12 protein-coding genes are annotated in these 16,956 nt (G+C 29.6%); 5 read left to right on the top strand and 7 right to left on the bottom strand.

Annotated features, from left to right (window positions below; all coding sequences use genetic code 11):
• Positions 1-34: 34 nt before the first annotated feature.
• From OLM55_RS10515 to OLM55_RS10525, 3 genes are all read right to left on the bottom strand, one after another.
• The gene (locus tag OLM55_RS10515; RefSeq protein WP_264558860.1) at positions 35-1,057 is read right to left on the bottom strand and encodes a carboxypeptidase-like regulatory domain-containing protein; all 1,023 of its coding nucleotides are present in this window, start codon (positions 1,055-1,057) and stop codon (positions 35-37) included.
• A gap of 1 nt (position 1,058) precedes the next feature.
• Entirely contained in the window at positions 1,059-1,679 is a 621-nt protein-coding gene (locus tag OLM55_RS10520) for an L-threonylcarbamoyladenylate synthase (protein WP_264558861.1), read from the bottom strand.
• 69 nt (positions 1,680-1,748) lie between these two features.
• Positions 1,749-4,082 carry an ATP-dependent helicase gene (locus OLM55_RS10525; RefSeq protein WP_264558862.1) on the bottom strand — a complete coding sequence of 778 codons (2,334 nt, stop codon included), beginning with the start codon at positions 4,080-4,082 and terminating at the stop codon, positions 1,749-1,751.
• Positions 4,083-4,522: 440 nt separating this feature from the next.
• On the opposite strand from OLM55_RS10525, the gene OLM55_RS10530 reads away from it, so the two are divergent.
• Positions 4,523-5,047 carry a hypothetical protein gene (locus OLM55_RS10530; protein ID WP_264558863.1) on the top strand — a complete coding sequence of 175 codons (525 nt, stop codon included), beginning with the start codon at positions 4,523-4,525 and terminating at the stop codon, positions 5,045-5,047.
• An 84-nt stretch (positions 5,048-5,131) separates the two neighbouring features.
• On the opposite strand, the gene OLM55_RS10535 is transcribed toward OLM55_RS10530, so the two are convergent.
• Together OLM55_RS10535 and OLM55_RS10540 are read right to left on the bottom strand one after the other, a co-directional pair.
• Entirely contained in the window at positions 5,132-6,040 is a 909-nt protein-coding gene (locus OLM55_RS10535) for a patatin family protein (protein ID WP_264558864.1), read from the bottom strand.
• Entirely contained in the window at positions 6,041-8,113 is a 2,073-nt protein-coding gene (locus OLM55_RS10540) for a M1 family metallopeptidase (protein WP_264558865.1), read from the bottom strand.
• A 153-nt stretch (positions 8,114-8,266) separates the two neighbouring features.
• Between OLM55_RS10540 and recG the strand changes: the two genes are divergently transcribed.
• The 3 genes from recG (at position 8,267) to OLM55_RS10555 (ending at position 12,311) form a co-directional block, all read left to right on the top strand.
• Positions 8,267-10,372, top strand: coding sequence for an ATP-dependent DNA helicase RecG (recG, locus tag OLM55_RS10545; protein WP_264558866.1), 2,106 nt, complete (start codon positions 8,267-8,269; stop codon positions 10,370-10,372).
• An 86-nt stretch (positions 10,373-10,458) separates the two neighbouring features.
• A complete protein-coding gene (locus OLM55_RS10550; protein ID WP_264558867.1) occupies positions 10,459-11,322 on the top strand; it encodes a bestrophin family protein in 864 nt (287 codons plus the stop codon).
• 62 nt (positions 11,323-11,384) lie between these two features.
• Positions 11,385-12,311, top strand: coding sequence for an AraC family transcriptional regulator (locus tag OLM55_RS10555; protein WP_264558868.1), 927 nt, complete (start codon positions 11,385-11,387; stop codon positions 12,309-12,311).
• Positions 12,312-12,313: 2 nt separating this feature from the next.
• Here OLM55_RS10555 and OLM55_RS10560 read toward each other — a convergent pair whose 3' ends face one another.
• Positions 12,314-12,694: a DUF779 domain-containing protein gene (locus OLM55_RS10560; protein ID WP_264558869.1), complete on the bottom strand. Its 381-nt coding sequence runs from the start codon at positions 12,692-12,694 to the stop codon at positions 12,314-12,316.
• 73 nt (positions 12,695-12,767) lie between these two features.
• Positions 12,768-14,273, bottom strand: a complete 1,506-nt coding sequence (locus OLM55_RS10565) for an aldehyde dehydrogenase family protein (protein WP_264558870.1) — start codon at positions 14,271-14,273, stop codon at positions 12,768-12,770.
• Positions 14,274-14,521: 248 nt separating this feature from the next.
• Between OLM55_RS10565 and pheT the strand changes: the two genes are divergently transcribed.
• Complete coding sequence (gene pheT, locus OLM55_RS10570; protein ID WP_264558871.1) at positions 14,522-16,951, top strand: phenylalanine--tRNA ligase subunit beta; 2,430 nt, start codon at positions 14,522-14,524, stop codon at positions 16,949-16,951.
• Positions 16,952-16,956 lie beyond the last annotated feature (5 nt).

Raw genomic sequence — 16,956 nt, forward strand, 5'->3', positions numbered from 1 at the left:
TAAAAAAACCGCTGCAATTGTAGCGGTTTTTTTATCATTCTATCCCATAATTAGAAGGCAACATTAGTCCAACTTTTTTTTCTGAAAGAGCTCCAGAAAAATAAATTTTATCATAATTTGTAAATAAACCAAACTCATCAATTTCAAAATTATCTGTATGAAAAATAATTTTAGATTGTTCTTTATTATTATACAACAAACCAAACTCTGCAATAAAACCTTTTGATTTTAAATTACTTTCTTGAGGAAATATTATCACTTTTGTAGATTTATCAAAAGGACTATTAATAGTGAAATGATTTTTTGGGTTATCTTGAAAAGACTTATAAAACAATACAAACTTATCTTTTCCCCAACTCATTTTTGCAAAATTTCTGAAAAACTGTAAAAGAGAACCATTAAATGCCTTTTCTCTATTTTTAACAATTTTAATACTATTTGAAGTCTCTTCAAATCTTGAAGTACCAATGTAAATACTCGAATAAATATCAGAATTTTTAATACTGTATTTATAAAACTTTGCTTCAAACGAATTTATATCAAAATAAATCTTGTAGCCTAAAAAAGGATTATTAATAATTAATGGTTTATCTGCAAATGCTTTAAGTAAAAAATTATCGTTATCGTAAGTAAAGTATAATTCATCTTCATTTTCAATTGTACACCTTTTTCCAGCTTTTGTAACTCCTAAAAACTGGTTTTTAAAAATAGTCAACATTTGTTTTCTTGAAAATTTATTGTTTGAAACGACCACTTCATTTAAATTTTCAATAGATTCTTGCATTATGAATTTATATCTTTTGTTAAAATCTATTTCTTTTAAATAAATTTTTTCATAACCAACATAACTTATCACTAATGGAGTGTTTATACTTGATTTAATTTCAAAAGAGAATTTCCCATCAATATCAGTTGTTGTTCCATAAGATGTTCCATCAAAATAAATAAAAGCACCAAAAATAGGTTCTTCATTTGAATCTACAACGGTTCCTAGAATTGTTTGTGAATGTATTATAGAAGTAACAAATAAAAAAAAGAATAGTATTATTTTTTTCATATTACAAAATATCTAAACTTCCTTTTCCTTCACGAATAACTTCTGGCTCATAGCCTGTTAAATCAATTATGGTTGAAGCAATATTATTTCCATAACCGCCATCAATTACTAAATCGACTTTATTCTGCCATTTTTCAAAAATTAATTCAGGATCGGTAGAATATTCTATTACTTCATCTTCATCATGTATCGATGTAGATACAATTGGATTTCCTAATAATTTTACAATTTCTAAGGCTATATTGTTGTCAGGAACACGAATACCAACTGTTTTCTTTTTACGAAATTCTTTAGGCAAATCGTTATTTCCTGGCAAGATAAATGTATAAGGACCAGGTAAAGCTCTTTTTAAAATTTTAAAAGTAGAAGTATCTATTTGCTTTACATAGTTTGAAATATTACTTAAATCGTTACAAATGAATGAAAAATTGGCTTTTTCTAATTTGATTCCTTTAATTTTAGCAATGCGTTCCAATGCTTTTGTATTCGTAATATCACATCCTAAACCGTAAACTGTATCGGTTGGATAAATAATTAAACCTCCATTTCGTAAAACATCAACTACTTTTTTAATAGCAGCTTCACTAGGTTTATCTTCGTATATTTTAATAAATTCTGCCATTTTTTTAAAGATTGTTAGATTATTAGACTGATGGGTTTTTAGATTCTATTGTAACGTTAAGGGTTTTAACTATCCAATTACTTCTAGTTTTGCAAAACGGAGTAATAACTTTTTAACTCCACCAACTTCAAACTTAATTTCGGCTTTTTTATCGCCAGCCATTCCTTCAATATTGATGATTTGCCCTTTTCCAAAACGTTCATGCATAACAACATTTCCAATCGCTAAATTAGAATCGAATAAATTAGTATTTCCTTGTGTTCTAACGCCAGAAACCGGTTTTAACTTACGAATGTTTGGCTTTTCGTTTGCTTGTGTATTTAAATATGCGGGTGGCTTGCTAGCAACAGGTTTTGCTGTCCGTAATTTAGATTTATCAATGTCTCCAAAAATATCAACATCCATCATTGGTTTATAACGGTATCCTGAATTATTTTCTGGATTTAAATATTCTAAATACTGACTGTCAATTTCTTCAATAAAACGTGAAGGTTCACTGTCAACTAATTTTCCCCAACGGTAACGCGATTGCGCATACGTTAAATACGCTTGATTTTCTGCTCTTGTTAGTGCAACATAAAACAAACGTCGTTCTTCTTCTAAGTCGCTTCGAGAACTTAAACTCATAGCACTTGGAAACAAATCTTCTTCTAAACCAACAATAAAAACATGAGGAAACTCAAGTCCTTTTGCTAAGTGAATAGTCATTAATGCAACTCTATCGTCATCGCCAGTATCATTATCTAAATCAGTTGCAAGAGCAACATCTTCCATAAATTCAGCTAAAGCACCTCTTGCTCCATCAATTTCTTTTTGACCTTCAATAAAATCTTTTATACCGTTTAAAAGTTCTTCGATATTTTCAATACGAGTAATTCCTTCTGGCGTTCCGTCTTTTTTAAGTTCTTGAACTAATCCGGTTTTTTTAGTAACTAAATCAGCTAAATAAAAAGCATCATGATTTTCATTAATTACTTGAAAACTTTTAATCATCGTTACAAAATCTTGCAACTTATTTTTGGTTCCCGAATTCAGTTTTAAATCTATTTTATCAATATGTTCTAAAACTTCGAAAATGGATCTTTTGTAATGATTGGCTGCTACTGTTAATTTTTCAATAGTTGTATTACCAATTCCTCTCGCCGGATAATTGATGACACGAATTAAAGCTTCTTCATCATTTGGGTTGATAATCAATCGTAAATAACATAAAACATCTTTAATCTCTTTACGTTGGTAGAAAGATAATCCACCATAAATACGATACGGAATATCGCGTTTACGCAAAGCATCTTCCATTGCACGAGATTGCGCATTGGTTCTATATAAAATGGCAAACTGACCGTTATGCAATTGTTGTTGCATCTTTTGTTCGAATATTGTTGCCGCTACAAAACGACCTTCTTCCCCATCAGTTAAACTGCGGTGTACTTTAATTTTTGGTCCGTTATCATTTGCGGTCCAAACAATTTTGTCTAATTTGGTCTTATTCTTATCAATAATATTATTTGCGGCTTCAACTATATTTTTTGACGAACGATAATTTTGTTCCAATCGGTACATTTGAACATTATCGTAATCTTTTTGAAAGTTTAAAATGTTGTTGATGTTTGCACCCCTAAAACCGTAAATACTTTGCGCATCATCTCCAACTACACAAATATTTTGAAAACGATCAGATAAAGCTCTAACAATTAAATACTGTGAATGGTTTGTATCTTGATACTCATCGACTAGAATGTAACGAAATCTATCTTGGTATTTTGCTAAAACTTCAGGAAAACGATTAATTAACTCATTGGTTTTCAATAACAAATCATCAAAATCCATTGCGCCCGATTTAAAACAACGCTCTACATAATTTTTATAAATATCGCCTAAACGAGGCTTTTTACTCATAGCATCCGCTTCTTGTAAATCTTGATTATTGAAGTATGCTTTAACCGTAATTAATGAGTTTTTGTAGGATGAAATTCTACCTAAAACTTGTTTTGGTTTATATACATCTCTATCGAGTTGCATTTCTTTAATGATTGCCGAAATTAATCGAACAGAATCTTGTGTGTCGTAAATGGTAAAATTTGAAGGGTAACCCAATTTTTCGCCTTCGATTCGTAAAATTTTAGCAAAAACCGAGTGAAAAGTTCCCATCCAAAGATTTTTCGCTTCGTTATTCCCTACTATATCGGCAATACGTTTTTTCATTTCACGCGCAGCCTTATTGGTAAATGTCAATGCCAAAATATTAAACGCATCAACACCTTGATGCATAAGATTTGCAATACGTACCGTTAATACTCTAGTTTTTCCAGAACCGGCACCAGCGATTACAATCATTGGCCCGTCTTTTTGAAGAACAGGAGCTTGTTGGGCTTCATTTAATTGGGCAATTATTTGCTGCATTATGATTTTCTATAAATTGTACTAATTTACAAAAATAGGTGTTTTAAAGTTCAATTACAAAGAACAAAAGCCAATTTAAAAATCGAATTAAAAACTCAAGTTCAAGGACAAGTTTAATAAGAAATTCTTAAAAACTTAGCATCACAGATTATACAGATTAAAAGGATTTACTTCCCGTTTTTATTGTCATTCCGACGAAAGGAGGAATCTCATATGGTTTTTAAGATATTTAGATTATATTTTATGTGATTTCTCCCGTTGGTCGAAATGACAAGATAGTGTAGAATGTGATTTGTTGAAATTGAAATTGTATTTTGAAATTGTAAATATTAATGTTTTCTTTGTACTACTAACATAGCCCTGATAGAGCTGATATCCTTTTTTGTAGTGCTAACGAAAAAAAAGATAAAAGCGAAAGCAGGAAATAGCTTCAAATAAAAATGGATATTACTACAAAAATAATTGAATTAGCAGCTTATACATTACCTGCTTTAATAACGGGGGGAGTTGCCTACTTATCTTTTCAAACTTTTTTTAAAAATGAGGAAAGTAGAAGACGTTTTGAATTATTAAAAGAAAACCAAAGCTTAGCATTACCTGTTCGTTTACAAGCTTATGAGAGAATGGTTTTATTTTTAGAACGTATTAACCCTGCGCAATTATTATTGAGAGTTTCTCCTCCAAATACAAGTAAAGAAGATTATGCTACTTTTTTAATTCATACGATTCAAACAGAATTTGAGCATAATTTAACACAACAAATTTATTTGACTTCAACAAGCTGGGATATTGTGAATAAAGCGAAGAATTCTACTATTCAATTAATTAGAAAAAAATCTATTGAACAAGAAGTTACTTCGGCAGAAAAACTTCGTGAAGCTATTTTAATTGAAATGACCGAAACAGAAGCACCAAGCGCAATTGCAATTAGTTATTTGAAAGAAGATTTGAAAACGATTTTTTAAGATTAAAGAACGCTTTGCTGAAAGAAAAAAGATAAAAGATTAAAATTATATTTTTTTTAAATTGTGCTTGTTATTACAATTCTTTTATTCTTCGGTAATTATTTCTTGACTATCAATATCTTTAGACTTAGCATACTCATAGCCAATTTGCCACCATTTTTTCATTTGTTCTTTGTTAAAAACTAAAGAATTTGTGGTTAACATTGTGGGCGTATAATAGAAATTTATAGTTGCTCCATGAATAATTGCTTCATATTTTCCAATTTTAATATTCTGGAACTCAATTCTATCCATCATAAAAGCAAATAAATTGGTTAAGGAGGCAAATACACTTGTTGCTGGCATTCTATTAAACAAAGTGCTTTCGGTATGTAGAATAATAGCATCTACATGAGTTGCACCATTTCTAATTGCTTCTTCAATAGGAATCATAGCTGCGAAACCACCATCGGCATAATCACAGCCGTTTTTTCTAGCTAATGACATAAACGGAATATAATTGCAGGAAATCCAAATCCATTCGCAAAAATCGTCGTAACTACATTCATTTATCGACTTATATTCTACTGTATTTAAAGATAAATTAGAAACAGTGATTATAATTTCTTTATTGGAAGCTTTTAAAATTTCAAATTCAGATGGCGTAAATTCTTTTTTAATTAATTTTTTTAAATTTTTGCTTTCACCAAAGGTTTTGGAGCCTTTTAGGAAATTTTTTAAAACATTCCAATGGTTGATTTCTATTACTTCTTCTCCAAATTTCTTTCTTACAACAAACGGACAATTACTAAAAATACTGTTTTGATTTACCGAAGTATACATTTCTTTTACTTTGTCTACTTTTCCTAATGCCAAATGCGACACTAATAAACTACCAGTTGAAGTTCCTAAATACAAATCGTAATCGTGCTTTAAATCCTCTATAAGATATTGCGCCACTCCTCCTGCGAATGCACCTTTACTTCCTCCTCCTGATATTACTAATGCTTTCATTTATTTTATTTCATTAAAAAAAGAATTCAATCTACTTTGCTGATTTTCATTCAATAAAGGTAATAAATCTTTTAACTGTTGGTTTCCTTCATCTGTTGAAATTAATTTTCTAATTTCAGCCTTTGCATAACTTACAAAACGCCATTTATGATGCATTGAAGCATCTATTAACGAAGTTAAAACCGAATTAGATATCAATTTAAAGTTAATCAACGTTTCTAAAGCATTTTGCCTAACTCCAGATTCATATGGTGCTTTTGATAATTTTTCTAATTCTTGAATAGCTACTTGCTTATCTTCAAGATTTACTTGCTGTGATACTAATTGCAATGTTAAATGAGCTATTTTTAAATTATAATTTAAACCGTTTTCGTTTTGAAATAAATCAATATAACGATTTCTTTCATCAGGAAAATTAGACCAAAGTCTGAATAAAGCAATTTCTTTAGTAATGTAAGATTCATCATTTAATAAGGTTTCAAACTTTTCTCTGTAAGAAGAAGGAATTTTAATAAGTGATTGTGCTAAAGCTTGGCGAACTTTTATATTATTACTATCAAAAGCTAAATCTATCAATTCTTTTTTATCTTCAAAATCTACAACCGAGGTTTGTAACATAATTTCTTGTTGAACTGGATAATAACTTTTCTTTGTCATTAAAGTCAGTAATTGATCTTTTTTATCATCAAAAGGTAATACTTCTAATGCTTTTACTTTTTGTAAATCGACAATAAATGTGTTTTTATTTAAGATTGAAATGGCATCGTTCCATCTAAAATCTGCATTTTCTAACCATTCTTTTTTAAATTTATCGGTATCAAAATTCGATACTTTTTTAATTTTAGCTAAAAATTCATCGGTATCAACATTTTTAAAAGCATATTCTTTTAAATAAGATTTAACTGCTTTTTTAAATTTTCGTTCACCAATTTGAGTTCTTAAATAATGTAAAGCCCAAGCTCCTTTTTTATAAAATGTAAGCGAACTCGCTTTTTCATTCAAAATTGGAATCGTATCTGTTTTAGCTGCTTGTTTTAATTGGTCTGCCATTTGAAACAATTCGTAATTAAAATAATCATCACCAAAAATTTCTTTTTCAGCTAACAAAGCATAATACGTTGCAAAACCTTCTTGAAGCCAGTGATGTTTACTTTCTTTCGCCGTAATAAAATCGCCAAACCATTGATGAGCCAATTCATGCGCATTTACATTTACATAATTTTTATCGTTAAAACCTATTTCGTCTACTACAAAATCTTGTGCAAAAATGGTAGAAGTCGTGTTTTCCATTCCGGCATATAAAAAATCACGAACTGGAACTTGACGGTAAATTCCCCAAGGATACTTCACTCCTATTTCTTTTTCCAAGAAATTAAACATTTGTTTTGAATAACGATACGTTGGTTCAAATTTATCAGCGTCATTTCGATCTAAATAATATTCTAATTTCGTTCCTGATTTTGTTACATCTGTTTGTTTTACAAACTTTCCAATTGCCAACATAACCAAATAAGAAGACATTGGTTTTTGCATTTGGTAACTCGAAGTCATCATTCCATCTTGACTAATCCCAAACTCGTATTTCCCATTAGTTATTACCTCAAATTTAGGCTCAAAATCAACTTTTATTTTAAAAATAACTTTCTCATTTACATCATCAAAACTAGGCAACCAGTGACTTGTGTATTTACCTTGACCTTGTGTCCAAATTTGTAAATCATCTCCTTCACCAATAAAATATAAAGTTTGCTTGGGTTTAGCTGAATAATTAAATGAAAGTTTATTTTTTCCAATCTGAAAACCTTCATAAAACTGAAGTTTATTTCTAGTATTTATAAAATCAACTTTTTTACCATTTAGTTCTACATTAATAAATTCCATATTAATTGCATCAATACTGATAGTATCAATTGTACTAAAAACATTAAATTCATAAGTTACTGAACCCAAAACAACTTTATCAGATGATATTGGAGTTATAGAAGCATTACAAGAAATAAAGTCAACCTTTTTAAATTGCTGAGCAAAAGTAGAAATTGTAAAAAAACAGATAAAAAGAAATCGAAACATCATGTAAACTTAATTTATGTCACGAATATAAGGCATTTTAAGAAAAAGTCATTTCCAAATTAATAATTTATCAACTATCTTCGCTTAATGTGATTAAAAAAATTAAAAGATTGAAGAATTGAAAAATTCTAATAGTCTAATAATCTTACAATTTAAATGTCTAACAATCTCTTAGAAACTCCCATTGAATACTTAAAAGGCGTTGGTCCGCAACGTGGCGACTTGCTACGCAAAGAATTAGGCATTCATAAATATGGAGATTTAATTCATTTATTTCCCAATCGTTATATCGATAGAACACATTATTTTAAAATCAATCAGTTACAAAATACCAGTTCAGAAGTTCAAATTGTAGGTCGAATAATCAACATTAAAACGGTTGAACAAAAACGAGGAAAAAGATTGGTCGCTACTTTTGTAGATGAAACAGGACAAATGGAATTGGTTTGGTTTCAAGGACATAAATGGATTAGGGAAGGTTTAAAAATTAATGAAGTTTATGTGATTTTTGGAAAAGTGGCTCAATTTGGAAGTGCTTTTAACATGGCGCATCCAGAAATGGAACTTTTAGCCGAACATAAAGCAAGTCTGCGTTCGGCAATGCAACCAGTTTATCCTAGTACGGAAAAACTAAATAATAAAGGCATTACAAGCAGAACTATCAATAAATTAATGCAACAATTGTTTATTGAAACGCAAAATTTATTTACTGAAAACTTACCAATATATTTAATTGAAAATTTAAAACTAATTCCTAAAAATGTAGCTTTATTTAATATTCATTTTCCGAAAAATCAAGATTTATTGAACAAAGCTCAATTTAGATTGAAGTTTGAAGAATTATTTTTTATTCAATTGCAATTAATTACTAAAAATCTAATTCGAAAACATAAAATAAAAGGACATCAGTTTGAAATAGTTGGCGAAAACTTTAATGATTTTTATAAAAACCACTTGCCTTTTGAATTGACAAACGCTCAAAAAAGAGTAATTAAAGAAATTCGAAACGATATGGGAAGTAATGCCCAAATGAATCGTTTGCTACAAGGTGATGTTGGTTCAGGGAAAACAATTGTAGCCTTAATGAGCATGTTAATTGCTAAAGATAATGGTTACCAAAGTTGCTTAATGGCGCCAACAGAAATACTGGCCAATCAGCATTTTATTGGTTTAACCGAATTAGCTAAAGACCTAAATATTAACATACAAATACTTACAGGTTCAAGTAAAACTAAAGAACGAAGACTTATACATGAAGCTTTAGAAGATGGAACTTTAGATATCTTAATTGGAACGCACGCTTTATTAGAAGATAAAGTAAAATTCAAAAATTTAGGTTTAGCCATTATTGATGAACAACATCGTTTTGGTGTTGAACAACGAAGTAAACTGTGGAAAAAAAATACAATTCCACCACATATTTTAGTAATGACAGCAACGCCTATTCCGCGTACTTTAGCCATGAGTTTATATGGCGATTTAGATATTTCGGTTATTGATGAATTGCCACCAGGAAGAAAACCTATTGAAACCGTACATCGTTATGACAACAACCGATTAAAAGTTTGGAAATTCATTAAAGATGAAATTAAAAAAGGGCGACAAATTTACATCGTTTATCCGTTGATTCAGGAATCTGAAAAAATGGATTATAAAGATTTAATGGACGGTTACGAAAGTATTTCACGTGATTTTCCGTTACCCGAATATTCTATTTCTATTTTACACGGACAAATGAAACCAGCAGATAAAGACGAAGAAATGCGTCGTTTTGCAGCAGGAAAAACCAATATAATGGTCGCTACAACTGTAATTGAAGTTGGTGTTAATGTTCCAAATGCATCGGTAATGATTATTGAAAGTGCTGAACGTTTTGGATTATCACAATTACATCAATTAAGAGGAAGAGTTGGGCGTGGCGCCGAACAGAGTTACTGTATTTTAATGACAAGTCATAAATTAAGCGAAGACAGTAAAGTAAGAATGGAAACCATGGTTCGTACCAATGATGGTTTTGAAATTGCTGAAGTCGATTTAAAACTTCGTGGTCCTGGAGATTTAATGGGAAAACAACAAAGTGGTGTTTTAAATCTTCAAATTGCTGACTTAGTTAAAGATAGAGACATTCTTCAACTTGCAAGACATGAAGCTGTAAAACTACTAAAAGCTGACGCTCCAATGGAAAAACCAGAACATGTAACTTTAAGAAAAGCTTTTATTGAATTAAGTAAGAAAAAAAATATCTGGAATTATATAAGTTAGTTTGCAGTCGCAGTTTTCAGTTACAATTAAAATACAAATCCTTTTAAACTTATAAACACATAAACTTTTAACTCTTAAAAACAAAAATGGTACAATACAACCCAAAAGACTGGATTACTTTTATTTTTAGATTTCATAAAGCCGACACATTTAGGCAACTTATTCCTATGATGATTACTATAGGATTGTATTCATATGGAGTTGCCTATTTAGAAATGGAATATTGGAAACTTTCAGAAGATAGTCATGTTAAAAACATCACCATTATGCACGGAATGCTTGGTTTTGTAATTTCATTATTGTTAGTTTTTAGAACCAATACTGCTTACGATCGTTGGTGGGAAGGTAGAAAACATTGGGGAGCATTAGTCAATAACAGTCGAAATTTAGCCATTAAACTATCGGTAATATTAAAAGACGAACACGATAAAAATTATTTTAGAAAAGTAATTCCGGGTTATGCATCCATTTTACAGAAACATTTATCAAACGAAGAAACGGCAAAAATGCTTTTTGAAGATTTAAATTTAGACATTGACCATCAAAAACACAGACCCAATCAAATTGCAAAAATGTTATTTCAAAAAATACATGATTTACATATTAGCGGAAAAATATCAGGTGACCAGTTGATTATTTTAAATAGTGAAATTCAATCATTTACAGATATTTGTGGCGCTTGCGAACGAATTAAAAATACACCTATTCCCTATTCTTACAGCTCATTCATTAAAAAATTCATATTCTTTTATGTTATGACATTACCTTTTGGATATGTATTTAGTTTAGGTTATTATGTAATACCAGTAGTAGTTTTTATTTTTTATGTTTTAGCTAGTTTAGAATTAATTGCCGAAGAAATAGAAGATCCTTTTGGAAACGATGCAAATGATTTACCTACAGAAAAATTAGCAAGCAACATTAAAAAACATGTTGAAGAGATTATTTAATTTTTCTAAAAATAGTAAAGCTTAAAAATTTATTTTATTAAAAAAAATACTATTTTTATAATATGCCAATAAAATCTTTATTAAATAAACCAGCATTAACAAACGAAAAGTCTTTAAAGACTTTGGTCGAAAATAGAACTATTTTTTCACTAAACCATTGTGAACTAAACATTTTTGAAACGTATCAACAATCAGACTTGGTTCCATTAAAATTTAATGATTTAGTGGTGACTAGTATGTTGCGTGGAAAAAAAATAATGCATTTATTTGACGAACCTCAATTTGAATATTTACCAGGCGAAACTGTAATAGTTCCTTCTAATGTTGAAATGAAAATAGACTTTCCAGAAGCTTCAAAAGAAAACCCTACACAGTGCATTGCATTAGCAATAGACAATAAAATAATAACAAATACACTTGATTTTCTAAATGAAAAATATCCGAAAGAAGGAAAGAATAACCTTTGGAAATTAGATAATGAAAATTACTTTTTTTATAACAATGTTGAATTAGCAACTACTATAAATAAGCTCATTAAAGAATGTATGGGAAGTTCTATTACTAAAGATGCCTTAGCAGACTTAACATTACAAGAATTGATCATTAGAATCATTCAAACACAAACGACAAAAAGATTTGAAAACGAACAGTATATTGATAGTAATAGTCCAATAACACCATCTATTGAATTTATTAGAAATAACATTCACGAAAGCATTAATTTAAAAGAATTAAGTGATAAAGCATGTATGAGTACGACTTCATTTTACAGATATTTTAAAAGAGAATTAGGAATGAGTCCAATTGAATTTATCTTAAATGAAAAAATAAAACATGCTAAAAAACTATTAAGTAACCCAAACATTAATGTTTCTGAAGTTTCTTATGCAACCGGATTTGAAGATAGTAATTATTTTATTCGATTATTCAAAAAATATGAAGGGGTTACTCCAAAACAATACCAATTAATGAATTTTACATCGCAATAAATTTAATTATTTACTTGTACAGGTTCTAAATTTAATAACTCATCTTCAGTAAATAATTTATAACTTATAACAAATGTTTTTCCATATGGAGTTTCTAAAGAAAATCCTCCTGCACCTATTCCATCAGTAACATCTAAAGTAAAATGAGAAAATTTCCAATACTCATACAAATCTTTATCTACCCAAAATTCAAAACCATTAATTGTTCCAATACAAACATCACCCATACGCAAATAAAACCCACCTTTTTCAAAACACTGTGGTTGCGTCCCTTCACAACAACCACCTGCTTGATAAAACATTAAATCACCAAACTTTTCTGAAATTGTATTAATTAATGAAATTGCTTTTTCAGTAGCATCTAATCTTTTAATTTTTTCCATAATATTTTTAAATAAAACCGCAAATTCATCAAAAAATATTGTGAATTTGCGGCTAATTAATAAAGTTTATCTACTAAAAGAACCCTAATTTATTTTTATTGTAAGAAATTAACATATTCTTAGTTTGACGATAATGATCCAACATCATTTTATGGTTTTCTCTACCAATTCCTGATTGTTTATATCCACCAAATGGAGCTCCTGCAGGATAAGAATGATATTGATTTACCCATACACGACCCGCCTGAATTGCTCTTGGAACTTGATATAATTCATGTGCATCTCTTGTCCAAACTCCAGCACCTAAACCATACATTGTATCATTTGCAATTTCTAAAGCTTCTTCAGTCGTTTTAAAAGTTGTAACCGCTAAAACAGGACCAAAAATTTCTTCTTGAAAAATTCTCATTTTATTATGCCCTTTAAATAAAGTAGGTTGAATATAGTAACCGCCTTCTAAATCATCACCTAAATGATTTACATCACCACCACATAATAATTCTGCACCTTCTTCTTTTCCTAATTTTATATAAGAAAGAATTTTATCTTTTTGAATTTGTGATGCTTGAGCACCCATCATTACAGTTGGATCAAGTGGATTACCTACTTTAATAGCTTTAATTCTAACTAATAATTTTTCCATGAATTTATCATAAATTGACTCATGAATTAAAAGTCGAGAGGGACATGTACAAATTTCTCCCTGATTAAGAGCAAAAAGTGCAGCACCTTCAAGAGCTTTATCTAAAAATTCATCATCAGCATCCATTACAGAAGGAAAAAATACATTTGGAGATTTTCCTCCTAATTCTAATGTAACTGGAATAATATTTTCAGTTGCATATTGCATTACCATTCTTCCAGTAGCAGTTGAACCAGTAAAAGCAGCCTTAGAAACTTTAGGGTTTGTAACCAAAGTTCTTCCAAGTTCAGCTCCAAAACCATTTACAATATTTATTACACCGGCAGGAATTAAATCGCCAATTAATTCCATTAATACTAAAATAGAAATTGGGGTACTTTCTGCAGGTTTTAAAACCACACAGTTACCTGCAGCTAAAGCTGGAGCTAATTTCCAAACAGCCATTAAAATTGGAAAGTTCCACGGAATAATTTGAGCTACAACTCCTATTGGCTCTTGAACTACAATTGAAACAGTATCTTTATCTAACTCCGTAATTGAACCTTCTTCTGCACGAATAACACCTGCAAAATATCTAAAATGATCTATTGCTAAAGGAATATCTGCAGCTAAAGTTTCTCTAACAGCTTTACCATTATCAAGGGTTTCCACTGCCGCAATATATTCTAAATTTGCTTCAATTCTATCTGCAATTTTATTTAAAATGATACTTCTTTCAGTTGCCGAAGTTTCACTCCAAGTTTTAAAAGCCTCATATGCCGCATCTACTGCCATTTCAACATCCATTTTTGCAGAATGAGCGGCTTTAGACATTAGTTTTCCATCAACTGGAGAAAGAACTTCAAAATATTGCCCTGTTGAAGGTGCTTCCCATTTTCCATTGATATAATTATCATACTTATCTTTTAACTGTGGTCTTTGAATTACATTACTCATAATTTTGATATTTATTTGATTTCTTCAAATTTAAAATCAAAATACAAGTATAAATAGCACTTTTAGTTCATTTAATAGCACAAAATTGATAATTAATAAGTAAAAGCCTTTTAAAAATGAATTTATAATAAAAATATAGCTTAATAATTACTAAATAATCAAATTAAAAGAAATGAAGTTTTCGATAAAATATATTTTAATCTAAAATTTACAATACCTATCTTTGCATCCTTAAAATTCGAATAAAAATGCGTATTTCATATAATTGGCTTAAACAGTTTATCAAAACAGATTGGAAATCAGAAGAAACGGAAATATTATTAACCGACTTAGGATTAGAAGTAGAAGGAATTGATAAATATGAAAGTTTAAAAGGCGGTCTTGAAGGAGTTGTTGTAGGTCATGTTTTAACCTGTATACAGCACCCAAATGCTGATAAACTTAAAATTACAACTGTTGATTTAGGCGATGGTAATGAGCCTGTTCAAATTGTTTGTGGTGCTCCAAATGTAGCTGCTGGCCAAAAAGTACCTGTTGCAACTATAGGAACAAAATTATATGACAAAGAAGGAAATTCTTTTGAAATTAAAAAAGGAAAGATTAGAGGTGAAGAATCTCTCGGAATGATTTGTGCCGAAGATGAACTTGGTATTGGACAAGGTCACGATGGAATTATGATTCTTGATGAAGCCTTAAAACCAGGAACTTTAGCTAAAGATGTTTTTAAAATTGAAACCGATGAAGTTTTTGAAATTGGATTAACTCCAAATAGAGCCGATGCAATGAGTCATTACGGTGTTGCTCGTGATTTAAAAGCAGGAATGGTTTTAAAAGGAAAAAACATCGAATTAATCACTCCTTCTGTAAGTAGTTTTAAAGTTGACAAAAGAACTGTTAAGATTGATATTAAAGTTGAAAATGATAAAATTACACCTAGATATTGTGGTGTTACCATTTCCGATGTTAAAGTAAAACCATCTCCAAGTTGGTTACAAAATAGATTAAAAGCAATTGGATTAACTCCAAAAAATAATATTGTTGATGTTACCAATTATGTTTTACACGAATTAGGTCAGCCGTTACATGCTTTTGATGCAAGTAAAATTAAAGGTAACAAAGTAATTGTAAAAACACTTCCTGCTGGAACAAAATTTACTACTCTTGATGATGTGGAAAGAACACTACATGAGGAAGACTTAATGATTTGTCATGCAGATGGACCAATTTGTATTGCAGGTGTATTTGGGGGAAAAGATTCAGGTGTAACTGAAAATACACAATCTATCTTTTTAGAAAGTGCTTATTTCAATCCGGTTTCTATTCGAAAAACAGCAAAAAGACATACATTAAGCACAGATGCTTCTTTCCGTTTTGAAAGAGGAGTTGACCCAAGTATTACTGAATATGCTTTAAAAAGAGCAGCCTTATTAATTCAAGAAGTGGCTGGAGGAGAAATCACTTCAGACATTGTTGACTTTTATCCTAAGAAAATTGAAGATTTTCAAGTTTTCTTAAACTTCGATAAAACTGCTAAAATTATTGGTGAAGAAATTCCAAAAGATACCATCAAAAAAATATTAGTTTCATTAGATATTAAAATTAATACTATTTCTGATGCAGGAATTGGATTATCAATTCCTCCATATAGAGTAGATGTTCAAAGAGAAATTGATGTTATTGAAGAAATACTTCGTGTTTATGGTTACAACAACATTAAGTTTTCTCAAAAATTAAATGCTACTATTTCTAATTCATCAAGAACTGAAGAGTTTAAAGTTCAAAATGTAATTGCAAACCAACTTTGCTCTTTAGGTTTCAATGAAATGATGGCTAATTCATTGACTTCTCCAGAATATACAAAACTTTCTGAGTTGATAAAATGTGAATTTAACGTGATGATGCTTAATCCTTTAAGTAGCGATTTATCTGCAATGAGACAATCAATGTTATTTTCAGGACTAGAAGCTATTTCTTATAATATTAACAGAAGAAACAGTGATTTGAAATTCTTTGAATTTGGAAAAACATATCATAAACTTCCATCTGGTTATGAAGAAAACAAGCACTTAACAATGTTTGTTACTGGAAATACTACTAAAGAAACTTGGAATCAAGCTACAGCAAAATCTGACTTCTTCTTATTCAAAGGTTATGTAAATACAGTTCTTTCTAGGCTTGGTTTAGATGCTAAAATAACTACTTTACCATTAGAAATGGACTTACTTTCAGAAGGAGTATCATTAGTAATTGGAAAAGAAACAATTGTAGAATTTGGAACAGTTAAGAAAAACATCTTAAAACATTTTGATATTAAACAAGAAGTTTTTTATGCTGATTTTGACTGGAATAGAATTCAAAAATATGTTTCAAATAAAATTAAATTTACAGATATTCCAAAATATCCAGAAGTACGACGAGATTTGGCATTATTGGTTGGTAATGATATTACTTTTGAAGCTATATATAAAGTAGCTAAACAAACTGAAAAGAAATATTTAAAAGACGTAAATTTATTTGATGTTTATGAAGGTAAAAACTTACCTGAAGGTAAAAAATCTTATGCTGTAAGCTTTACTATTCAAGACGAAAGTAAAACCTTAACAGATAAAGAAATAGAAAAAACAATGCTAAAATTACAAACTAATTTAGAGAAAGAATTAGGAGCAGCACTTCGTTAGTGTTC

This window comes from Flavobacterium sp. N2270, from assembly GCF_025947225.1.
In the GTDB taxonomy this organism is placed as follows: Bacteria; Bacteroidota; Bacteroidia; order Flavobacteriales; family Flavobacteriaceae; genus Flavobacterium.